19 protein-coding genes are annotated in these 21,124 nt (G+C 54.5%); 17 read left to right on the top strand and 2 right to left on the bottom strand.

Going from position 1 to position 21,124, the window contains the following annotated elements:
- Window positions 1–93 precede the first annotated feature (93 nt).
- Window positions 94–1,371, bottom strand: coding sequence for a citrate synthase (gene gltA, locus ABIE61_RS00725; RefSeq protein ID WP_091823387.1), 1,278 nt, complete (start codon window positions 1,369–1,371; stop codon window positions 94–96).
- 439 nt (window positions 1,372–1,810) lie between these two features.
- Between gltA and sdhC the strand changes: the two genes are divergently transcribed.
- The 11 genes from sdhC to ABIE61_RS00780 all read left to right on the top strand — a co-directional run bounded on the left by sdhC (window position 1,811) and on the right by ABIE61_RS00780 (window position 15,048).
- A complete protein-coding gene (gene sdhC, locus ABIE61_RS00730; RefSeq protein WP_091823384.1) occupies window positions 1,811–2,188 on the top strand; it encodes a succinate dehydrogenase, cytochrome b556 subunit in 378 nt (125 codons plus the stop codon).
- The gene (gene sdhD, locus ABIE61_RS00735) at window positions 2,182–2,529 is read left to right on the top strand and encodes a succinate dehydrogenase, hydrophobic membrane anchor protein (RefSeq protein WP_091823381.1); all 348 of its coding nucleotides are present in this window, start codon (window positions 2,182–2,184) and stop codon (window positions 2,527–2,529) included. The genes sdhC and sdhD overlap by 7 nt, the downstream gene beginning before the upstream one ends.
- A gap of 3 nt (window positions 2,530–2,532) precedes the next feature.
- Entirely contained in the window at window positions 2,533–4,308 is a 1,776-nt protein-coding gene (gene sdhA, locus ABIE61_RS00740; protein ID WP_354405980.1) for a succinate dehydrogenase flavoprotein subunit, read from the top strand.
- Window positions 4,309–4,320: 12 nt separating this feature from the next.
- The gene (locus ABIE61_RS00745) at window positions 4,321–5,025 is read left to right on the top strand and encodes a succinate dehydrogenase iron-sulfur subunit (protein ID WP_091823375.1); all 705 of its coding nucleotides are present in this window, start codon (window positions 4,321–4,323) and stop codon (window positions 5,023–5,025) included.
- 309 nt (window positions 5,026–5,334) lie between these two features.
- The gene (locus ABIE61_RS00750; protein WP_354405982.1) at window positions 5,335–8,166 is read left to right on the top strand and encodes a 2-oxoglutarate dehydrogenase E1 component; all 2,832 of its coding nucleotides are present in this window, start codon (window positions 5,335–5,337) and stop codon (window positions 8,164–8,166) included.
- Between the two features lie 48 nt (window positions 8,167–8,214).
- The gene (odhB, locus tag ABIE61_RS00755; RefSeq protein WP_091823368.1) at window positions 8,215–9,435 is read left to right on the top strand and encodes a 2-oxoglutarate dehydrogenase complex dihydrolipoyllysine-residue succinyltransferase; all 1,221 of its coding nucleotides are present in this window, start codon (window positions 8,215–8,217) and stop codon (window positions 9,433–9,435) included.
- A 40-nt stretch (window positions 9,436–9,475) separates the two neighbouring features.
- Window positions 9,476–10,915 (top strand): dihydrolipoyl dehydrogenase, encoded by a 1,440-nt coding sequence (gene lpdA, locus ABIE61_RS00760; protein WP_206834448.1) that lies wholly within the window; start codon window positions 9,476–9,478, stop codon window positions 10,913–10,915.
- A gap of 123 nt (window positions 10,916–11,038) precedes the next feature.
- Window positions 11,039–12,205, top strand: a complete 1,167-nt coding sequence (gene sucC / locus ABIE61_RS00765; RefSeq protein WP_091823361.1) for an ADP-forming succinate--CoA ligase subunit beta — start codon at window positions 11,039–11,041, stop codon at window positions 12,203–12,205.
- A 2-nt stretch (window positions 12,206–12,207) separates the two neighbouring features.
- Entirely contained in the window at window positions 12,208–13,089 is an 882-nt protein-coding gene (gene sucD / locus ABIE61_RS00770; RefSeq protein ID WP_091823358.1) for a succinate--CoA ligase subunit alpha, read from the top strand.
- Window positions 13,090–13,203: 114 nt separating this feature from the next.
- Window positions 13,204–14,580, top strand: a complete 1,377-nt coding sequence (dbpA, locus tag ABIE61_RS00775) for an ATP-dependent RNA helicase DbpA (protein ID WP_354405985.1) — start codon at window positions 13,204–13,206, stop codon at window positions 14,578–14,580.
- A 9-nt stretch (window positions 14,581–14,589) separates the two neighbouring features.
- The gene (locus ABIE61_RS00780) at window positions 14,590–15,048 is read left to right on the top strand and encodes a YaiI/YqxD family protein (protein WP_354405986.1); all 459 of its coding nucleotides are present in this window, start codon (window positions 14,590–14,592) and stop codon (window positions 15,046–15,048) included.
- On the opposite strand, the gene ABIE61_RS00785 is transcribed toward ABIE61_RS00780, so the two are convergent.
- A complete protein-coding gene (locus tag ABIE61_RS00785; RefSeq protein WP_091823349.1) occupies window positions 15,045–15,365 on the bottom strand; it encodes a DUF3301 domain-containing protein in 321 nt (106 codons plus the stop codon). The two genes, ABIE61_RS00780 and ABIE61_RS00785, sit on opposite strands and share 4 nt — an antisense overlap.
- A gap of 125 nt (window positions 15,366–15,490) precedes the next feature.
- Here ABIE61_RS00785 and ABIE61_RS00790 point away from each other — a divergent pair, with 125 nt between their 5' ends.
- The 6 genes from ABIE61_RS00790 (at window position 15,491) to ABIE61_RS00815 (ending at window position 21,114) form a co-directional block, all read left to right on the top strand.
- The gene (locus tag ABIE61_RS00790) at window positions 15,491–16,966 is read left to right on the top strand and encodes a protein adenylyltransferase SelO (protein WP_354405988.1); all 1,476 of its coding nucleotides are present in this window, start codon (window positions 15,491–15,493) and stop codon (window positions 16,964–16,966) included.
- A gap of 85 nt (window positions 16,967–17,051) precedes the next feature.
- Window positions 17,052–17,771, top strand: coding sequence for a DUF599 domain-containing protein (locus tag ABIE61_RS00795; protein WP_354405990.1), 720 nt, complete (start codon window positions 17,052–17,054; stop codon window positions 17,769–17,771).
- Window positions 17,768–18,253, top strand: coding sequence for a PaaI family thioesterase (locus ABIE61_RS00800; protein ID WP_354405992.1), 486 nt, complete (start codon window positions 17,768–17,770; stop codon window positions 18,251–18,253). Before ABIE61_RS00795 ends, ABIE61_RS00800 begins: the two co-directional genes overlap by 4 nt.
- Window positions 18,237–18,698 (top strand): PaaI family thioesterase, encoded by a 462-nt coding sequence (locus tag ABIE61_RS00805; RefSeq protein WP_354405994.1) that lies wholly within the window; start codon window positions 18,237–18,239, stop codon window positions 18,696–18,698. The genes ABIE61_RS00800 and ABIE61_RS00805 overlap by 17 nt, the downstream gene beginning before the upstream one ends.
- 74 nt (window positions 18,699–18,772) lie before the next feature.
- Window positions 18,773–20,686 carry a molecular chaperone HtpG gene (gene htpG / locus ABIE61_RS00810; RefSeq protein ID WP_354405995.1) on the top strand — a complete coding sequence of 638 codons (1,914 nt, stop codon included), beginning with the start codon at window positions 18,773–18,775 and terminating at the stop codon, window positions 20,684–20,686.
- A 14-nt stretch (window positions 20,687–20,700) separates the two neighbouring features.
- Window positions 20,701–21,114 carry a c-type cytochrome gene (locus ABIE61_RS00815; protein WP_354405997.1) on the top strand — a complete coding sequence of 138 codons (414 nt, stop codon included), beginning with the start codon at window positions 20,701–20,703 and terminating at the stop codon, window positions 21,112–21,114.
- The last annotated feature ends 10 nt before the right edge of the window (window positions 21,115–21,124 follow it).

The following is a 21,124-nucleotide window of genomic DNA, read 5'->3' on the forward strand; positions in this document are numbered from 1 at the left end:
AAAGGTCATGAGCAGTAGGAATTTTTCCTAATTTAAATGTTTGTTTGGACCAAAAAAAACCCTGCATAGGCAGGGCTTTTTGGTTTATTGAAGTCAGGCAGGATAATCACGCTGCTTTGCACCAGTATAGAGCTGGCGCGGGCGACCAATTTTGTTCGGGCTGGAATGGAATTCATTCCAGTGCGAGATCCAGCCGATGGTGCGGGAGAGGGCAAAGATCACGGTGAACATGTTGGTCGGAATGCCTATCGCTTTCAGGATGATGCCGGAATAGAAGTCCACGTTCGGGTACAACTTGCGCTCAACGAAGTATTCATCTTCGAGCGCGATCTGTTCCAGTCTCTTGGCGATCTGCAGCTGAGGGTCGTTTTCGATACCCAACAGAGCCAGAACTTCATCGCAGGTCTTCTTCATTACCTTGGCGCGAGGGTCGAAGTTGCGGTATACGCGATGGCCAAAGCCCATCAGGCGGAATGGATCGTTCGGATCCTTGGCCTTTTCGATGAACTCGGGGATGTTGGCCTCATCGCCAATCTCATCCAGCATGGTCAATACTGCTTCGTTTGCGCCACCGTGAGCCGGTCCCCACAGGGCGGCAATGCCGGCTGCGATGCAGGCAAACGGGTTTGCACCGGAAGAGCCTGCAAGGCGAACGGTAGAAGTGGAAGCGTTCTGTTCATGGTCGGCATGCAGGATGAAGATGCGATCCATGGCACGAGCCAGTACAGGATTGACTTCATAATCAGCGCAGGGGGTGCCGAACATCATGCGCAGGAAGTTGGCACCATAGCTGAGTTCGTTTTGCGGATACATGAACGGCTGGCCGATGGAGTACTTGTAGCACATGGCTGCAAGCGTCGGCATCTTGGCGATCAGGCGGTACGCACAGACTTCGCGGTGGTGGGGGTTGTTGATATCGAGCGAGTCGTGATAGAACGCTGACAGTGCGCCAACAACACCGCACATGATGGCCATTGGGTGCGCGTCACGACGGAACCCCTTGAAGAACTGGCTGAGCTGTTCGTGCACCATGGTGTGGTTAGAGATGGTGTTAACGAACTTCTCTTTCTCTTCTGCCGTGGGCAGTTCACCGTTGAGCAGCAGGTAGCAGACTTCAAGGTAGTCGGACTTTTCAGCCAGCTGTTCGATCGGGTAGCCGCGGTGCAGCAGCACGCCTTGGCCACCATCGATATAGGTGATCTTGGATTCGCAGGCCGCAGTGGACACGAAGCCGGGGTCGTAGGTGAACAGGCCTTTGCCGGTCAGTGGGCGTACATCTATGACGTCGGGACCTTCAGTGCCGGAATAGACCGGCAGTTCGATCGCTTCGTCCAGACCATCGACTGTCAAACGTGCTTTCTTGTCAGCCATCAGAGGCTCCTATCATTCTGTTTTGTATTGCTGCGGCTTGCTACTGAGCCGCTTCATAGGAAATGGCCCGAAAAAGGACCCACCCACTATAGAGTTTGAAACAGGATTGTCAATTAAGCCTTGGGGGTGAAATGTTGCATCGCAACAGAAAGAATTTTCCTAGCAATTCAGTTGCTTTGGGGAAATAAATAATTAGTTGTATGTCGACCTGAGGATGATTATACGAGCCAGGCAGCAGGTCTGGATCTTCACACTAGACTTAAGCCTTAGGTAGCGCTGGGCGCGTTGTATTCCAAGGGTGATCTGTCTATACTCTCGCACCTGAGTTGGCACCGTGCCCACTGGTTAAGTGTCAGTTCTGGCATCTCGAGGTACTACTCTCTGAGCACTTCCTAGCAACCTTGTCCTGCAACTGGACAGAAAAGTGTGAACTAGAGCCGTGAACAAGAAAAGACCTGTAAATTTAGATCTGCGAACCATAAAAATGCCACTCCCGGCGATCACTTCAATACTGCATCGCGTATCAGGTGTGGCGCTGTTCTTTGGCGCCATCTTTATGCTTTATGTATTAAGTATGTCGCTGGAATCTCAGGCCGGTTTTGACCGCGCTGCTGAGATGCTCCAGGAGTCATTCCTGGCAAAACTCATTGCATGGGGGCTGGTGTCAGCGCTGCTGTACCACTTCTTTGCAGGTATCAAGCACCTGATCATGGATCTTGGCCACTGTGAAGAACTGGATAGCGGTCGTTTGGCAGCCAAGGTCACTTTGGTGATAGCGGGCATCGCTATCCTGCTTGCGGGAGTCTGGATATGGTAACAAGTATCACAAGCTTTGGTCGTAGCGGTCTGTATGACTGGATGATGCAGCGCGTCACCGCAATTGTACTGCTGGCTTACACCATTTTTATGATCGGCTATCTGCTGATGAATCCGGAACTGGATTACAACCAGTGGAAAGAACTGTTCAGCGGTACGGTCATGCGTATCTTTACCCTGCTGGCAGTTCTGTCTATGGTGGCGCACGCCTGGATCGGCATGTGGTCTGTTTCTACTGACTACATCAAGGCGACCGGTGCTCGCTTCGTGTTCCAGTCCGCATGCGGCCTGCTGGCGTTTATTTACGTCGTGTGGGGCATCCAGATTCTGTGGGGTATCTAAAACATGTCTAAACTGCGTACGCTTACTTTCGACGCGATCGTCGTCGGTGGTGGTGGTGCTGGCATGCGCGCTGCGCTGCAGTTGGCACAGTCAGGCCTGAATACGGCCTGTGTCACCAAAGTATTCCCGACCCGTTCTCACACTGTGTCTGCTCAGGGTGGTATTACCTGTGCGATTGCCAGTGCTGATCCGAACGATGACTGGCGCTGGCATATGTATGACACCGTCAAGGGGTCAGACTATATCGGTGACCAGGACGCAATTGAGTACATGTGTTCCGTAGGTCCTCAGGCTGTATTCGAGTTGGATCACATGGGGCTGCCGTTCTCGCGTACCGAAATTGGCCGCATTTATCAGCGCCCGTTCGGTGGTCAGTCCAAGGGGCCGGATAACCCCACTCAGGCAGCGCGTACCTGTGCAGCGGCTGACCGTACCGGTCATGCGCTTCTGCATACACTGTATCAGGCCAACATGAAGGCTGGTACGACTTTCCTGAATGAATGGTATGCCGTTGATTTGGTCAAGAATGCCGATGGTGATGTGGTTGGCTGTATTGCCATTTGCATCGAAACCGGTGAGACCGTCTATATCAAGTCCAAGGCAACTGTGCTGGCAACTGGTGGTGCGGGTCGTATCTATGCATCCACCACTAATGCACTGATCAATACCGGTGATGGTATTGGTATGGCGATGCGTGCTGGTGTGCCCGTTCAGGATATGGAAATGTGGCAGTTCCACCCGACCGGTATTGCCGGTGCTGGCGTCCTCGTAACCGAGGGTTGTCGAGGTGAGGGTGGCTATCTGGTGAACAAGGATGGCGAGCGCTTCATGGAGCGTTATGCTCCGAACGCCAAAGATCTTGCAGGTCGTGATGTTGTTGCACGCTCCATGATTCTCGAGATTCTCGAAGGGCGTGGTTGTGGCGAGAATGGCGATCATGTTTATCTGAAGCTGGATCACCTGGGTGAAGAGGTGCTGCATTCACGCCTGCCGGGTATCTGCGAGCTATCCAAGACCTTTGCTGCCGCAGATCCGGTGAAAGAGCCGATCCCGGTTGTGCCGACCTGTCATTACATGATGGGTGGTATTGCGACCAATATTGGTGGTCAGGCAATCTCTCCGGATGCTCAGACCGGTGAAGACAGGATCATCAATGGTTTGTTCGCCTGTGGTGAAGCGGCTTGTGTATCTGTACATGGCGCCAATCGCCTGGGTGGTAACTCTCTGCTTGACCTTGTGGTATTCGGTCGTGCGGCAGGTATGCAGATCGAGCAGCAGATGCGTGAAGGTTACTCTGTGGCTGAAGCGACCGAGTCTGATATTGAAGCGGCGATGTCTCGTCTGAACCGTCTCAATAACAGCACTGGTGGCGAAAAGGTTGCGGATGTGCGCAAGGATCTGCAGAGCACCATGCAGCTGTACTTTGGTGTATTCCGTGATGGCGCAAGCATGCAGAAAGGTCTCGGCCTCCTGAAGGAGATCCGTGAGCGTGTTGCCAACGTACATCTTGAAGACAAGAGTCAGGCGTTCAATACCTCGCGTATTGAAGCTCTGGAGCTTGAAAACCTGATGGAAGTTGCTGAAGCAACCGCGATTGCGGCTGAGGAGCGCAAGGAGTCCCGTGGTGCGCACGCCCGTAACGACTTCACCGAGCGTGATGACGAAAACTGGCTGTGCCACTCTGTCTTCTTCCCGCAGAACAAGTCCGTTGGCAAGCGCGCAGTGAATTTCGCGCCCAAGACAATGGATCCGTTCCCGCCGAAAGTACGAACCTATTAAGAGGCTGGTGCGATGCTGGTAAGTGTATATCGTTACAACCCTGAAGTGGACGATGCTCCCTACATGCAGGATGTCCATATTGATATCCCGGGTGGCAAGGACATCATGGTGCTGGATCTGCTCCAGCTGCTGAAAGAAAAGGACACGACTCTTGCTTATCGTCGTTCCTGCCGTGAGGGCGTGTGTGGCTCGGATGGCATGAACATGAATGGCAAGAACGGTCTGGCGTGCATCACGCCGCTGTCTGAAGTGGTCAAGGATGACAAGCTGGTACTGCGCCCGCTGCCGGGTCTGCCGGTGATTCGTGACCTGGTCATCGATATGACTCAGTTCTACAAGCAGTACGAGAAGATCAAGCCGTTCCTGATCAATGACACGCCGCCGCCGGCGATCGAGCGTTTGCAGTCACCGGAAGAGCGTGCTGAGCTGGATGGTCTGTACGAGTGTATTCTCTGTGCATGCTGCTCCACTGCCTGTCCTTCCTTCTGGTGGAATCCGGACAAGTTTGTGGGTCCGTCCGGCTTGCTGCAGGCCTACCGCTTCCTGGCCGACAGTCGTGATACCGCGACCAATGAACGTCTGTCAGAGCTTGATGATCCGTTCAGCGTATTTCGTTGTCATGGCATCATGAACTGTGTCAGCGTGTGTCCGAAGGGTCTCAACCCGACAAAGGCGATTGGTAAAATTCGCAACATGCTGATTCAGCAAGCAACCTGATTTTTCTCGGGTATAAAAAAACGGCATCTTTGATGCCGTTTTTTTTGGTTCTCAGGCAGGAGGGTTCGGACGTCATAGCCAAAAGGCCTATGTCATCCATGTGGCATAATTTTATAGAATCCTCGCCTGCTAGCGGTGTTAAGGCCGCAATAAAAAGCGTAGAATTATCGACCGCGGCCGCACGCGATCCGTCGTTGCTGCGGGACGATACAAAAAACGGTAATCAGCAGAGGGTTAACGGGCTGTTGGGTCAGGAAATAGTGCAGCCTGATCGCTACAGTGCCCTCTCAGAGCCAGGGTGAGATGATAATGCAAGATGGCATAATGGAGCAGATGTGGAAGAATGCCCATCTCTATGGGGGCAACCTTTCATATGTCGAACAACTATACGAAACGTACCTGATGGACCCGAATGCCGTTCCACAAGAATGGCGTGAAGAGTTCGATCGACTCCCCAAGGTTGGTGATAACATCACGCAGGATGTGCCTCACTCCACCATCCGGGAACACTTCCTTCTCCTCTCCAAGAATCAAAAGCGCGCCATGCCGGTATCCGGCAGCAGTGTCAGCTCTGAGCATGAAAAGAAACAGGTTCGCGTTCTGCGTATGATCAATGCCTATCGCGTGCGTGGACACCAGCACGCTGATATTGATCCACTGAACCTGATGCAGCGTGAGCAGGTGCCTGACCTTGATCCGCGCTTTCATGAGCTTTCAGAAGCTGACTTCGATACCCGCTTTCAGCTGGGTTCACTGTTTTTCGGTCCCGAAGAGAGCACGCTGAAAGAAATCCTGGCTGATCTCAAGAAAACTTACTGCACTACCGTCGGCGTTGAGTATATGCACATCGTCGATACACAGGAAAAGCGCTGGATTCAGTCACGCATGGAACCTGTGCGCAGCCATCCTGTACTGACCAATGATGAGCGCAAGCACATTCTGGAGCGTCTGGTCGCGGCTGAGGGCCTCGAGAAGTATCTCGGCTCACGCTATGCCGGTGCCAAGCGCTTTGGGCTTGAAGGTGGCGAGAGCCTGATTCCGTGCCTTGATGAGCTGGTTCAGCGTGCCGGTCGTGACGGTGCCAAGGAGCTGGTGATCGGCATGGCCCACCGCGGTCGTCTCAACGTGCTGGTCAATCTGTTTGGCAAGAATCCGCAGGATCTGTTCGGCGAGTTCGAAGGCAAGCGCGTAATCGAAACCTCTGGTGACGTGAAATACCATCAGGGCTTTTCATCCAATGTGATGACACCGGGCGGAGAAGTTCACATCGCCATGGCGTTCAACCCATCTCACCTTGAGATTGTGTCTCCGGTGGTTGAGGGCTCCGTGCGTGCGCGTCAGGACCGTCGTAATGATCCGGTTGGCAATACTGTAATCCCGGTTGCCATCCATGGTGATGCCGCCTTCGCAGGTCAGGGTGTGGTGATGGAGACATTCCAGATGTCTCAAACCCGTGCCTACAAGACCGGCGGCACCGTCCATATCGTGATCAACAACCAGGTGGGCTTCACCACTTCCAAGAAGGAAGATGCGCGTTCCACTGAGTATTGTACAGATGTGGCCAAAATGGTGCAGTCTCCAATTTTCCATGTGAACGGAGATGATCCCGAAGCCGTCCGCTTTGTTACTCAGCTGGCACTGGACTATCGTAACGAATTCAACAAGGATGTGGTTATCGACCTGGTGTGCTATCGCCGTCGAGGCCATAACGAAGCGGATGAGCCTTCAGGTACTCAGCCGCTGATGTACAGTAAAATCAAGTCCCAGAAGACAACCCGAGAGCTGTATGGTGCTCGCCTCGTCGAAGAGGGTGTTATCTCGGCTGAAGAATCCAAGGCGCTGGATCAGGACTACCGCAAGGCACTGGAAAACGGTGAGCATGTGGCCAAGTCTCTGGTGCTGCAGCCTAACTCTGAGCTGTTCGTTGACTGGCGCCCCTACCTGGGCCATCAGTGGTCTTTCGAATGTGACACGCGGGTGGATGCCAAGCTGTTGAAAGAGCTGGCCAATAAAACCTGTGAGTTCCCGGAAGGGGTGGCGGTTCAGCGTCAGGTACAGAAGATTTACGAAGACCGCAAGAAAATGGCCGCCGGCGCCATGGAAATCAACTGGGGCTTCGCAGAGACCATGGCCTATGCAACACTGCTGGCTGAGGGCTATCCAATTCGCCTTACCGGTCAGGATGTGGGGCGTGGAACCTTCTCTCACCGCCATGCGGTGATCCATAACCAGAAGGATGCTTCCACTTATACTCCACTGCGGAATCTTGCAGATGGGCAGCCAGCCTTTGATATCTATGACTCCTTCCTCTCTGAGGAAGCGGTACTGGGCTTCGAATATGGTTACTCAACCACTACGCCGAATGCATTGGTAATCTGGGAAGCTCAGTTTGGTGACTTTGCCAACGGAGCGCAGGTCGTTATCGATCAGTTCATTACCTCCGGTGAGCACAAGTGGGGCCGTCTGTGCGGTCTGACCATGCTGTTGCCTCACGGCTTTGAAGGTCAGGGCCCCGAGCATTCATCCGCACGCCTTGAGCGTTTCCTGCAGATGTGTGCCGAGCACAATATTCAGGTGTGTGTGCCATCCACACCGGCTCAGATTTTCCACCTGCTGCGCCGTCAGGTCGTGCGTCCGCTGCGCAAGCCGCTGGTTGTGATGTCTCCGAAGTCTCTGCTGCGTCACAAGCAGGCGATCTGTTCGCTTGAGGATCTTTCCGAAGGCACGTTCCAGCCGGTGATTCCGGAAGTGGATCAGCTGAATCCGAAGAAAGTAAAACGCGTGGTCATGTGCAGTGGCAAGGTTTACTACGACCTGTACAACCGTCGCGCCGAACTGGAAAAGGACGATGTCGCCATCGTTCGCATCGAGCAGCTCTACCCGTTCCCGGAACAGGGCCTGAAAGATGCCATTGCTGATTACACCAATCTGGAATCGGTGGTTTGGTGTCAGGAAGAGCCGATGAACCAGGGCGCCTGGTACTGCAGTCAGCATCATATGCGCAATGTGATGCAGCAGCATGATCCCAAGCTGCATCTGGTGGGTGTGGGTCGTCCCCATGCCGCAGCACCGGCAGTAGGCTATATTTCGGTTCACCTTGAGCAGCAAGAGCAGCTGGTCAACGAAGCAATCAACGGTTAATGACAGGTTCGCATACAAGACCTGAGCAGCATTAATAAAGGAAACAGCATGTCCATCGATATTAAAGCGCCGACTTTCCCTGAATCCGTTGCTGACGGAACAGTTGCAACCTGGCACAAGCAGCCGGGTGAAGCATGTTCAGCTGATGAGCTGATCGTTGACATCGAAACCGACAAGGTCGTTCTTGAAGTGGTTGCACCGGCAGATGGTGTTCTCAAGGAGATCGTCAAGGGTGAAGGTGACACTGTTCTGAGCGAAGAAGTTATTGCCATCTTCGAGGAGGGCGCGGCTGCGGCTGCGCCAGCACCGGCTGAAAAGGCCCCCACAGCCGAATCTGCCGATTCGCCTGCCGCGGAAGTGACCACTGACGCTGATAAGGTTGGTCCGGCCGCTCGCAAGTTGATCGAGGAGAACGGCCTGGATGCGTCCAAAATTCCGGGTACCGGCAAGAATGGTGGTATCACCAAGGAAGACGTACAGAACTTCCTGAAAAACAAGCCTGCTGCAGCTCCGGCGGCCGCTGCTCCTGCAGCCGCAGCTCCGGCACTGAACATTCCGGCTGGCGAGCGCACCGAGAAGCGTGTTCCGATGACCCGTCTGCGTGCCACCATCGCCAAGCGTCTGGTCGAAGCGCAGCAGAATGCGGCGATGCTCACAACCTACAACGAAGTGAACATGAAGCCGGTCATGGAGCTGCGCAAGCAGTACAAGGACCTGTTCGAGAAGGTTCACGGCGGCACGCGTCTGGGCTTCATGTCCTTCTTCGTAAAGGCGGCTACTGAAGCATTGAAGCGCTTCCCGGCGGTCAACGCTTCCATCGACGGTAACGACATGGTCTATCACGGCTACCAGGATATCGGTGTTGCCGTATCAACTGAGCGTGGTCTGATGGTACCGGTGCTTCGTGACACGGATTCCATGAGCCTTGCTGAAGTGGAAGGCACTATTGCCGATTTCGGCAAACGTGGTCGTGAGGGCAAGCTGGGCATGGATGACATGCAGGGTGGTACCTTTACCATCACCAACGGTGGTGTGTTCGGTTCTCTGATGTCCACTCCGATCCTGAACCCGCCGCAGACTGCCATTCTGGGCATGCACAAGATCCAGGAGCGTCCAATGGCGGTCAATGGACAGGTTGAGATCCTGCCTATGATGTACCTGGCGCTGTCGTATGACCACCGTATGATTGATGGCAAAGAGGCGGTACAATTCCTCGTCACCATCAAGGATCTGCTGGAAGACCCGGCACGCATGCTGCTGGATGTCTAATCAGACCCGCAATCGAACGAGTGAAAAACAGGATTAAGTAATGTCAGATAAATTTGATCTCATTGTTATCGGTGCCGGCCCCGGCGGGTACGTGGCTGCAATTCGTGCAGCTCAGCTGGGTCTGAAAACTGCCTGTGTCGAGAAGTGGGTTGATGACAAGGGTACACCGGTTCTCGGTGGTACCTGTCTGAACGTCGGCTGTATCCCGTCGAAGGCACTGCTTGAAACCACGCACAAGCTGCATGAGGCTCAGCACGGTTTCGCTGCTCAGGGTATCGTGGCCGATAACGTGCGCATGGACACCAAGCAGATGGTGGCCCGCAAGGATCAGATCGTTAAGAACCTGACCGGTGGTATTGCCGGTCTGTTCAAGGCCAATGGCGTGACTTTGCTGCAGGGTACCGGCAAATTGCTGGCCAACAAGCAGGTTGAAGTAACGGCCCAGGACGGTAAAACCGGCGTTTACGCTGCCGATAACGTGATTCTGGCGTCTGGTTCCGTACCGGTCGAGATCCCGCCGGCACCGCTGACCGAAGGTCTGATTCTGGATAATGAAGGTGCCCTGAATATCGATGAAACCCCGAAACGTCTGGGTATCATTGGTGCAGGTGTCATCGGTCTGGAAATGGGCTCCATCTGGGCGCGTTGCGGCTCTGAAGTCACCGTATTTGAAGCGATGGATGACTTCCTGGCACTGGCTGACGTTGATGTCGCCAAGGAAGCCAAAAAACTGCTTACCAAGCAGGGTCTGGACATCAAGCTGGGCGCGCGCTGCACCGGCACCGAGATCATCGATGGCAAGGAAGTGAAGGTAAAATTCGCTGATGCCAGCGGTGACCAGGAGATGGTGTTCGACAAGCTGATCGTAGCAGTTGGACGTCGTCCTCAGACTCAGGGCCTGCTGGCAGCAGACAGCGGTGTCAAACTGGACGAACGCGGCTTCATCTTCGTTGATGACAGCTGCCGCACTGATGCGCCAGGCGTCTACGCCATCGGTGACTCCGTGCGTGGCCCAATGCTGGCACACAAGGCCTCTGAAGAGGGGATTATGGTCGTTGACATCATTGCTGGCCACAAGGCTGCATTGAACTATGACTGCATCCCCAACATTATTTATACCTTCCCCGAGTTGGCCTGGGTCGGCAAGACCGAACAGCAGCTCAAGTCCGAAGGTGTAAAAATCAAGGTTGGTAAATTTCCGTTTGCTGCATCTGGCCGAGCAATGGCTGCCAATGCAACTGACGGCTTCGTCAAGATCATTGCTGACGAAGAGACCGACCGCATACTGGGCGTACACATGGTCGGTGGCATCGCCTCCGAACTGATTGCTCAGGGTGTGATTGCGATGGAATTCTGCGCCAGTGCAGAGGATCTGCAGCTGATGGTGTTCGCTCACCCGACCGTCAGCGAAGCTGTGCATGAAGCAGCACTGGCCGTGGACAATCACGCCATTCACATTGCAAATCGCAAAAAGCGATAACCTGAAGGGTTAATCGGTGGGGCAGAGATCCTGCTTTTGCCGATCTGCAGAGCAAAGGTGTATCCCGACTGACTGCACTCTGGTCGGGGTACCTGTATAACCGAAAATACAACGGATTAGAGCATGAACCTTCACGAGTACCAGGGTAAACAACTGTTTGCCGAATATGGTCTGCCGGTCTCCAAAGGGATCGCGGTAGATACTCCGGAAGCGGCTGCTGAAGCGGCTGAAAAAATTGGCGGAGACAAGTGGGTTGTAAAAGCCCAGGTTCACGCCGGTGGCCGTGGTAAAGCAGGTGGTGTAAAGCTGGTTGACTCTCCGGCTGACGCCAAGGCATTTGCCGAAAAATGGCTGGGCCAGCGTCTGGTGACTTATCAGACAGACGCCAATGGTCAGCCGGTTACCAAAATTCTGGTTGAAACCTGCACCGATATCGCTAACGAGCTGTATCTGGGTGCGGTTGTTGACCGCTCCAGCCGTCGCATCGTGTTCATGGCTTCCACCGAAGGTGGTGTCGAGATCGAGAAAGTTGCTGAAGAGACTCCGGAAAAGATCCTGAAAGCAACCATCGATCCCTTGACCGGCGCTCAGCCGTATCAGGGTCGTGAGCTGGCGTTCCAGCTGGGCCTGCAAGGTGATCAGATCAAACAGTTCGTCAACATCTTCCTTGGCCTGGCCAAGATGTTCGAAGAGAAAGATCTGGCACTGCTCGAAATCAACCCGCTGGTCATCACTGACCAGGGCAACCTGCACTGCCTGGATGCCAAGATCGTTATCGACGGTAACTCTGTTTACCGCCATAAGGATCTGCAGGGCATGCACGACCCGTCTCAGGAAGACGAGCGTGAAGCGCGTGCAGCCGAGTGGGATCTGAACTACGTGGCACTGACCGGCACTATCGGTTGCATGGTAAACGGCGCAGGCCTGGCCATGGGTACCATGGATATCGTGTCTCTGCACGGCGGTTTCCCGGCCAACTTCCTGGACGTTGGTGGTGGTGCAACTAAGGAACGTGTAACTGAAGCGTTCAAGATCATCCTTGAAGACAAGAACGTTAAAGCGGTTCTGGTTAACATCTTCGGCGGTATCGTACGTTGCGACCTGATCGCTGACGGTATCATCGGTGCAGTTAAAGAAGTGGGTGTCAACGTACCGGTTGTGGTACGTCTGGAAGGTAACAACGCTGAGCTGGGTGCGCAGAAACTGGCCGAATCCGGTCTGGACATCATTGCAGCAACCAGCCTGACTGACGCTGCTCAGCAGGCAGTCAAAGCAGCGGAGGGTAAATAATCATGGCCGTTCTGATCAACAAAGATACCAAAGTCATCTGTCAGGGCTTTACCGGTGGCCAGGGTACTTTCCACTCTGAGCAGGCGATTGCCTACGGCACCAAAATGGTTGGTGGTGTAACTCCGGGCAAGGGCGGTACTGAGCACCTGGGTCTGCCGGTATTCAACACCGTTAAGGAAGCTGTAGAAGCGACTGGCGCTGAAGCGTCTGTTATCTACGTTCCGGCTCCCTTCTGTAAGGATTCCATCCTGGAAGCCGCCAATGCTGGCATCAAACTGATCGTTTGCATCACCGAGCACATCCCGGTAATGGATATGCTGCAGTGCAAAGTGAAGTGTGATGAACTGGGCGTGCGCCTGATCGGCCCGAACTGCCCGGGCGTTATCACTCCGGGTGAGTGCAAAATCGGTATCATGCCGGGCCACATCCACCTGCCGGGTAAAGTCGGTATCGTTTCCCGTTCTGGTACTCTGACGTACGAAGCGGTTAAACAGACTACTGACGCTGGCTTCGGTCAGTCTACCTGTGTTGGTATCGGTGGTGACCCAATCCCGGGCTCCAACTTCATCGACATCCTGGAAATGTTCCAGAACGATCCGCAGACTGAAGCGATTGTTATGATCGGTGAGATCGGTGGTTCTGCCGAGGAAGAAGCGGCTGCCTACATCAAGGCTAACGTAACCAAGCCGGTTGTTTCTTATATCGCGGGTGTTACTGCACCTCCGGGCAAACGCATGGGCCACGCTGGTGCGATCATCTCCGGTGGCAAGGGTACTGCAGACGAGAAGTTTGCGGCTCTGGAAGACGCTGGTGTGAAGACTGTTCGCTCTCTGGCCGATATCGGCAAGGCACTGTCTGAAGTGACCGGTTGGGCAATGAAGTAAGAGCCGTCGGGTTTCTTTCAAAAAGGCAGCTTCGGCTGCCTTTTTTGTTTCCGTGCGCCCCTATCCGCCCTCTGCTAGAATGCGCCTTCAGAAACACATTCCGAAGGTATTCCCTTGAGTCAACATCCCTTTTCAGTCCTGCCGTTGCGTGCCGAGCTGCTGGACAATCTCGCCTCGCTTGATTATCACTTGATGACCCCGATTCAGCATGAGAGTCTCCCCGTGATTCTGGACGGCAAGGATCTTATCGCTCAGGGCAGAACCGGATCAGGCAAAACGGCGGCCTTCGGTCTGGGGGTGCTGCAGCAGCTTGACCCCACACGTTTTCATGTTCAGGTGCTGGTGCTCTGCCCGACCCGCGAGCTGGCTGATCAGGTTGCACAGGAATTGCGCCGTCTTGCGCGTCAGATCCCCAATGTCAAAACGCTGACATTGTGCGGAGGGCAGCCTCTGGGGCCACAGATTGGCTCACTGGAGCATGGTGCCCATATCGTTGTCGGCACCCCTGGGCGCCTTGAGGAACACCTGCGCAAGGGCACTCTCAAACTGGACAGGTTGCAGGTGCTGGTGCTGGATGAAGCCGATCGCATGCTGGAAATGGGCTTCCAAGCTGCGGTGGACGCGATTGTTGATCAGACGCCGGCCAAGCGCCAAAGCCTTCTGTTCAGCGCAACCTATCCACGTGAGATTGAGGACATTGCCAGCCGTATTCTAACCAACCCGGTTCGGGTGGAAGTGGCCTCGCTGCATCAGTCCGGCAGCATTCGCCAGCATTTTCATCGCGTTGCCGAAGAGGAGCGTCAGGCGGCTTTGACGGCACTGCTCTACCATTATCGTCCGGTATCGGCGGTAGTGTTCTGCAATACCAAGCAGGAAGTGCGCGATCTGGAATCTTTTTTGCGACAGGAGGGGATTGCCGCGGTGGCTCTGCACGGTGATCTTGATCAGCGCCAGCGTGATCAGACCCTGGTGCGGTTCTCCAATCAAAGCGCTTCTGTATTGGTGGCTACTGATGTTGCAGCCAGGGGGCTGGATATAGAAGGGCTTGATCTTGTGGTCAACTATCGTCCCGCCAAGGAGTCTCAGGTGCATGTACATCGCATTGGACGCACCGGTCGTGCCGGCCAGAGTGGTGTGGCAGTAACCCTGTTCAGCGACCGGGAAGGTCACAAGCTTGCGGGCATTGAAGCTCAGCTGGATATAATTGCCACGGAAGAGCCTTTGCCCGCCGCGCGTGCTGATGGCAGTTATCGTCCACCGATGGCAACGTTGCAACTTGATATCGGTAAAAAACAGAAGATCCGCCCCGGAGATGTTTTGGGTGCATTGACCGGTGGCGAGGGGCTTCAGGGTGATGAGGTCGGCAAAATTCGCGTGTTTGATTTTTGTACCTATGTGGCGGTCAGTCGGCCGGTGGCGAAAGAAGCGGTACGTAAGCTGTCTCAGGGCAAGATCAAGGGCCGCAGCTGCCGTGTACGACAGTTGCGTTGAGGAAAAGACATGAAGATCTGGGTCGATGCTGATGCCTGTCCGGTGGTGATTAAAGAGATACTCTTTAGAGCGGCTGATCGGACTGGGCTGGAGCTGACACTTATTGCCAATCATGCAATCAAGGTGCCGCCCTCCGCGAATATCCGCGCGATCCAGGTTTCCGGTGGGTTTGACGTGGCTGACCACGAGATCGTACGCCGCTGTGAGGCCGGCGACCTTGTGATTACCAGTGACATACCACTGGCGGCAGAGCTGCTGGACAAGGGCGCGATGGCTCTAACGCCGCGAGGCGAGCAGTTTACGGCGGAAAATATTCGTGTCCGGCTGAATATGCGTGATTTTATGGAAACGTTGCGCGCCAGCGGCGTACAAAGTGGCGGTCCTGCGGCCATGAGCCAGTCCGACCGCCAGGCCTTTGCCAATCAGCTCGACCGTCTGATCAGTAAGGCGCTGCGAAGCAAGGGTTAACCGATACGGTGGGGTGGAAGTTCAAAACCCTGTACCCGGCGTCCGCTAAGGCGGATCAGGCCGTTATAGCGCTCATCTCCAGTTGATGTGAAACTGAATTGGTAGCAGCGCTCCAGTTCGAGAAGGCCTTTGGAATTGCGCCTCGGTTTCATGCTCTTCAATGCGATACTCTCATCCAGTAGCTGTACGTCCTGTTGCTGGCAATAGGCCCGTACCTGGCGCGTGGCATACTCACGTACCTTCAGATTCTGCCACCACATCAAACACAGACAGGCTGTCAGCGCCAGCCAGAACAGATCAGACAGCTCAATCCACATAGAGGTCTCCTTCAAGGGGGGCTCATAATACCAGCCGTTGCGTTAAAAATAACCCTGTGGAATTGAGGGGTGAAAATACCTGATCAAAATGCTAGGTTAATGGCATTGAACGTTAGGGGGTGGTCATGTCTCATTTGCAAGGCCTGGACGGGCTGGTATTTGACAACAGTTATGCACGCTTACCGCGGCACTGGTTTCAACCGACACGTATTTGTCCGCTGAAGCATGCCCATTTGATCAGCTTCAATCCGCCGGTTGCACGCCAACTGGGCCTTGATCCCTGTGGAGTCAGTCCAGGCCTGCTGGCACAGGTATGTGGTGGTGAAGTCGACTGGCCGGGTACAGAGCCGTTGGCGATGAAGTACACCGGCCATCAGTTCGGAAGCTACAATCCGGATCTTGGTGACGGGCGCGGTTTGTTGCTGGGAGAGGTGATTGGCCCAGAAGGGCAGCGGCTGGATCTGCACCTTAAGGGGGCAGGCAAGACCGCCTTTTCCCGTTTCGGTGATGGTCGTGCCGTATTGCGTTCCAGTATTCGCGAGTATCTGGCCTCGGAAGCAATGTGTGGTTTGGGCATTCCGACAACACGTGCGCTGTGTCTGCTGGGAAGTGAAGAGTACACCCTGCGCAATGGCATGGAGCCCTGCGCCATGTTGCTGCGTGTCACCTCCAGCCATATCCGTTTCGGGCACTTCGAGTACTTCTATTACAGTGGTCAGCATGATGATCTGCATCGGCTTGCCCAGTATTGTATAGAACGCTATTACCCACAGTTGCAATCAGCCGAGCAGCCCGTGGCACAGATGTTTGCCGAAGTGGTGAGACGTAGTGCTGAGCTGGTGGCACTCTGGCAAGCCTACGGTTTTGTGCATGGTGTGCTGAATACCGATAACATGTCGATCATCGGTGAGACCTTCGACTATGGCCCATTCACGTTCATGGACCATTATGAACCGGATCATGTAGCCAACAAGAATGACCATGCCGGGCGCTACGCCTTCTCACGTCAGCCGTCCATTGTGTTGTGGAACCTCTCAGCACTGGCCCAGGCGCTGCTGCCACTGATAGAAAAATCAAGGTTGGAGGTCGAGCTGGATCGCTTCGAAGAGCTCTATGAAGCGGCAAAGCTGAAGAGAATGCGGGCACGTCTAGGACTGCAAACCCCTCGGTCGGACGATGCTGATCTGATTGTCAGGCTGGAAGCGATCTGGACTGCACAACGGATGGACCACAACCGGTTTCTGCGTCACTTGTGTGAATGGCAGCCGGGCGATACCTCGTCTACCAACAGTCTGCTTGCGTTGGCGAGGCAGGAGAAGGCGGTTGCGGACTGGTTGCGGCAATACCAGATGCGCCTTGAGTATGAGGCGGCCAGCACTCCGATCCGTCAGGCACAGATGCGCTCGGTCAATCCGCGCTATATTTTGCGCAACTATATGGCTGAAGAAGTCATTCGCGAAGCTCATCAGGGCGACTACCGTCCACTGAACGCACTGCTTCCATTGCTGCGCCATCCCGGCGATGAGCACCCTGAGTTCAGTGCATATGCTGATGCGCCACCGGACTGGGCTGCTGCAATCCATCTGACCTGTTCTTCCTGATGCCGGGCGGTGAGCTACAGACAGAGGACCTCATTCCCTGTAGATTAAGGGTTTGAAATCAAGGCACTGAGTCACAGGTCCGGTCATGGAAAAACTACTGCTGCTGATCCAAAACAACTGGCTGAATGCTTTTGCAATCACCTGGTTTCTGTTCTGCTTTCGTGGCTATATGTATTACGCTGCCAGCCGTGCCAAGCACACGTCCTGCCTCGTCAGCATGCTGCACATGTACCGAACCGAATGGATGCTGCGGATGATGACGCGTGAAGTGCGTATCGCCGATACCACCGCCATCGCCAATCTTGAGCGCACGGTGGCGTTCTTTGCCTCGACCACCATACTGGTGCTTGCGGGCCTGATTACGGTGATGAGCTCGGCCGAAAAGGCGATCAATCTGGTGCAGGATCTGCCATTTGTGGTGGTTGCAACCCGGCAGGAATGGGAGCTTAAACTTCTGCTTCTGATCGTGCTGTTTATCTACGCCTTCTTCAAATTTACCTGGAGCCTGCGCCAGTATGGTTTTGTATCGGTGATGATCGGTGCCGCCCCCCTGCCGGCAGAAAGCCCGTCCGAAAAGCAGGTGCGTGCCCACGCAGAACGCATTGCCACCATGGCCTCCATGGCCGCAAACAACTTCAACCTTGGTTTGCGTACCTACTATTTCAGCATTGCCGTGCTGGGCTGGTTCATGAATGCCTGGGGCTTCATGCTGCTGACAATGGTGATTGTCTTTGTCTTGTACCGACGGGAATTCACCTCCACCACGCTTCAGACCTTAACCATGAGCAGTGGAGCAGAGAAATGACGCAGGAGGAATATGCAGGGCGCTGCACACGGTTTCTGAACGCCCAGCCTCATATGATGAAACTGGGCATCCGCCTGATACAGGCGGAGAAGGGGCGTGCTGTACTAGTGTTGCCGGTGCAGCCTCAATTGATCAGCCCGGTACTAGATACCTACCTGCACGGTGGTGTACTGACTACACTCGTGGATGCCGCCAGCAGTGTTTCGACGTTGTGTGCCCTGGATCGGTTTGAACTTTGCCCGACGCTGGATCTGCGTATCGACCATATGCGCACTCCAGCCCAGAGTCAGCCCCTCTACGTAAGTGCAGAATGCTACCGCGTGACCCGTAGCGTACTGTTCACGCGTGCGTCGGTTTATCAGGACGATCCCGAACGCCCGGTCGCCTATGCCATTGCAACCTTCATGCGGCCTGAGGGTGGAAGCACCGAGTCCGAGTTTCGTCGCCTGATTGAGGGAGGGGACAATGCAACAATTGCTTGAGTTGGTACGTCAGGCACAGGAAAGTGGAGATTATCAGCCGCTGGTCGATCTGATCCCCTATGCGCGGGTATTGGGTGTGCAGTGTGAATGTTATGGTGAGGAGATTATCTTTCGACTGCCGGCCAACCCCGGCAACATAGGCAATCCCACCATTCCTGCCATTCACGGAGGTGTGATTGCATCCTTCATGGAATTGACAGCGCTGTTCCAGCTCACCCTGCAGCTGCCGCAGCCTGGACTGGCCAAGATTATCGACTTCTCACTGGATTACATGCGGGCGGGGCTTGATAGAGACACATTCGCCATTTGTGATGTCAGCCGACAGGGGCGTCGGGTCGGCAACTGTTCGGTGTTGGCTTGGCAGGAACGTAAAAGCAAACCGATTGCGCAGGCGCGTGCACATTTTCTTCTGGATGCTGGTACTTTAATGCCTGTTCCGCGATAAGCGCTTGAAATCCCGGGGCGGGCCCCCATATCCGTGACGTTGAACGTTAGTTTTCGGAGGTAGATAAGCCCGCCATGAGCACAGATACTCAGAAAGAGACACTCGGTTTCCAGACGGAAGTTAAACAGCTTCTGAATCTGATGATCCATTCCCTCTATTCAAACAAGGAGATCTTCCTGCGTGAGTTGATCTCCAACGCTTCTGACGCATCTGAAAAACTGCGTTTTGAAGCGCTGCATAACGATGCGCTGTATGAAGGGAACCCGGATCTGGATATCCGCATCGAATTCGATAAAGACGCCGGAGCCGTCAGCATCGAAGACCGCGGTATCGGTATGAACCGTCAGGATGTGATTGAGCACCTGGGCACCATTGCCAAGTCCGGTACGGCCAGCTTCTTGTCCAACCTTACCGGAGATCAGGCCAAAGACAGTCAGCTGATTGGCCAGTTTGGTGTCGGTTTCTATTCCGCATTTATTGTGGCCGAGCGTGTTGATGTCTATACCCGTCGTGCCGGTGAGCCCGCCGAGAACGGTGTGCACTGGTCGTCAGCCGGTGAAGGTGAGTTTACCGTTGGCAGCATTAACAAACCCACCCGTGGCACCCGCATCGTACTCAAGCTTAAAGAGGGTGAAGAAGAGTTTGCCGATGGCTGGCGTCTGCGCTCACTGGTGCGCAAGTATTCTGACCATATCTCCATTCCGGTAAAAATGCTGAAAGAGGAGCAGCCGGCAGAAGAGGGTGAAGAGCAGACTGAGCAGAAAGCTGAGCTGGAAAGTGTCAACTCGGCCACTGCACTCTGGACGCGCAGCAAGTCTGACCTGACGGACGAAGAATACCAGGAGTTCTACAAGCATATATCGCATGACTTTGCAGATGCTCTGACCTGGTCACATAACAAGGTTGAAGGCAACCTGGAATATACCAGCCTGCTGTATGTGCCGGAAAATGCGCCTTACGACCTTTGGAACCGCGAAGCGCCGCGTGGTCTGAAGCTGTACGTGCAGCGTGTGTTTATCATGGATCAGGCAGATCAGTTCCTGCCGCTGTACCTGCGCTTCATCAAGGGTGTGGTCGACAGCAACAACCTGTCACTGAACGTGTCCCGCGAGATTTTGCAGAAAGACCCCAACGTCGACAAGCTGCGCTCAGCGCTGACCAAGCGTGTGCTGGATATGCTGTCGAAGTTGGCTAAAAACGATGCTGACAAGTACGCCAAGTTCTGGACTACCTTCGGTCAGGTCATCAAAGAGGGGCCGGCCGAGGACTACGCCAACCGTGACAAAATCCTCAAGCTGTTGCGATTTGCCTCAACCCACAGTGGCAATGCCGAGCAGAACGTTTCGCTGGAAGACTATGTCACTCGCATGAAGGAAGGTCAGAAAAAGATCTACTACATCGTTGCTGACAGCTTCAATACCGCCAAAAACAGCCCGCACCTTGAGATCTTCCGCAAGAAAGAGATCGAAGTGCTGTTGCTGTCTGAGCGCATCGATGAATGGATGATGGGCCAGCTGTTCGACTTTGACGGCCACAGTTTCCAGGATATCACCAAGGGTGAGCTGGATCTGGGTGAGACAGAAAGCGAAGAGGACAAGAAAAAGCTCGAAGAGGTGGCGAAAGAACACGAAGGGCTGGTGGAGCGCCTGAACAAGGTACTGGCAGATCGTGTCGACTCCATCCGCATCACCCATCGTTTGACCGAATCACCGGCTTGTCTGGTGATCGGTGACTACGATATGGGGCTGCAGATGCGTCGTATTATGGAAGCTGCCGGCCAGAAAGTGCCTGATACCAAGCCGATCTTCGAGATCAACCCGGAGCACCCGTTGATCGACAAGCTGGACAAGGAGCCGGATGAAGAGCGCTTTGGCGAGCTTGCGCTGGTGCTGTTTGACCAGGCGGGGCTGGCGGCAGGTGCTGCACTGGACGATCCTGCCAGCTACGTGTCACGTCTCAATAAGCTGTTGCTTGAATTGAGCCGCTGAAAGCGGGAGGTTGTATGAGCAAAACGGACGGCTCGGAGTCGTCCGTTTTTTTATCTGTTCCGGATCAAGGACATTTCCATATTGAGGTTGTAAGCTGTTATCAATTAACAAAATGGAGATCTCCCATGAAACCTCTGCTCGCCATCACTGCTGCAACCCTACTGTCTCTTCCGCTGAGCGTTCAGGCCATGAGTGCCGATGAAGTGGTGCAAAAACATTGTGTTGCCTGCCATCAGGCCGGGCTGGGCGGAGCACCCAAAATGGACGATAAGGCTGCCTGGGCGCCAAGAATTGCGACCGGTGTGGATGCGATGACCGCCACTGTGCTGGCAGGCAAGGGAGCTATGCCGCCTAAAGGAACCTGTGGCAGCTGCAGTAAAGATGAAATTCGCTCAGCTGTTGAAGCGATGACGGCACCATTGCAATAATTCTGAAGCC

It is taken from the genome of Marinobacterium sp. MBR-111, assembly GCF_040547585.1.
In the GTDB taxonomy this organism is placed as follows: Bacteria; Pseudomonadota; Gammaproteobacteria; order Pseudomonadales; family Balneatricaceae; genus Marinobacterium; species Marinobacterium iners.

Bases quoted from the DNA above. Each gene is read 5' to 3' on its own strand.
- gltA (WP_091823387.1), bottom strand. From the start codon at position 1,371: ATGGCTGACAAGAAAGCACGTTTGACAGTCGATGGTCTGGACGAAGCG.
- sdhD (WP_091823381.1), top strand. From the start codon at position 2,182: ATGGTAACAAGTATCACAAGCTTTGGTCGTAGCGGTCTGTATGACTGG.
- sdhA (WP_354405980.1), top strand. From the start codon at position 2,533: ATGTCTAAACTGCGTACGCTTACTTTCGACGCGATCGTCGTCGGTGGT.
- ABIE61_RS00745 (WP_091823375.1), top strand. From the start codon at position 4,321: ATGCTGGTAAGTGTATATCGTTACAACCCTGAAGTGGACGATGCTCCC.
- ABIE61_RS00750 (WP_354405982.1), top strand. From the start codon at position 5,335: ATGCAAGATGGCATAATGGAGCAGATGTGGAAGAATGCCCATCTCTAT.
- odhB (WP_091823368.1), top strand. From the start codon at position 8,215: ATGTCCATCGATATTAAAGCGCCGACTTTCCCTGAATCCGTTGCTGAC.
- lpdA (WP_206834448.1), top strand. From the start codon at position 9,476: ATGTCAGATAAATTTGATCTCATTGTTATCGGTGCCGGCCCCGGCGGG.
- sucC (WP_091823361.1), top strand. From the start codon at position 11,039: ATGAACCTTCACGAGTACCAGGGTAAACAACTGTTTGCCGAATATGGT.
- sucD (WP_091823358.1), top strand. From the start codon at position 12,208: ATGGCCGTTCTGATCAACAAAGATACCAAAGTCATCTGTCAGGGCTTT.
- ABIE61_RS00780 (WP_354405986.1), top strand. From the start codon at position 14,590: ATGAAGATCTGGGTCGATGCTGATGCCTGTCCGGTGGTGATTAAAGAG.
- ABIE61_RS00785 (WP_091823349.1), bottom strand. From the start codon at position 15,365: ATGTGGATTGAGCTGTCTGATCTGTTCTGGCTGGCGCTGACAGCCTGT.
- ABIE61_RS00790 (WP_354405988.1), top strand. From the start codon at position 15,491: ATGTCTCATTTGCAAGGCCTGGACGGGCTGGTATTTGACAACAGTTAT.
- ABIE61_RS00795 (WP_354405990.1), top strand. From the start codon at position 17,052: ATGGAAAAACTACTGCTGCTGATCCAAAACAACTGGCTGAATGCTTTT.
- ABIE61_RS00800 (WP_354405992.1), top strand. From the start codon at position 17,768: ATGACGCAGGAGGAATATGCAGGGCGCTGCACACGGTTTCTGAACGCC.
- ABIE61_RS00805 (WP_354405994.1), top strand. From the start codon at position 18,237: ATGCAACAATTGCTTGAGTTGGTACGTCAGGCACAGGAAAGTGGAGAT.
- htpG (WP_354405995.1), top strand. From the start codon at position 18,773: ATGAGCACAGATACTCAGAAAGAGACACTCGGTTTCCAGACGGAAGTT.
- ABIE61_RS00815 (WP_354405997.1), top strand. From the start codon at position 20,701: ATGAGCAAAACGGACGGCTCGGAGTCGTCCGTTTTTTTATCTGTTCCG.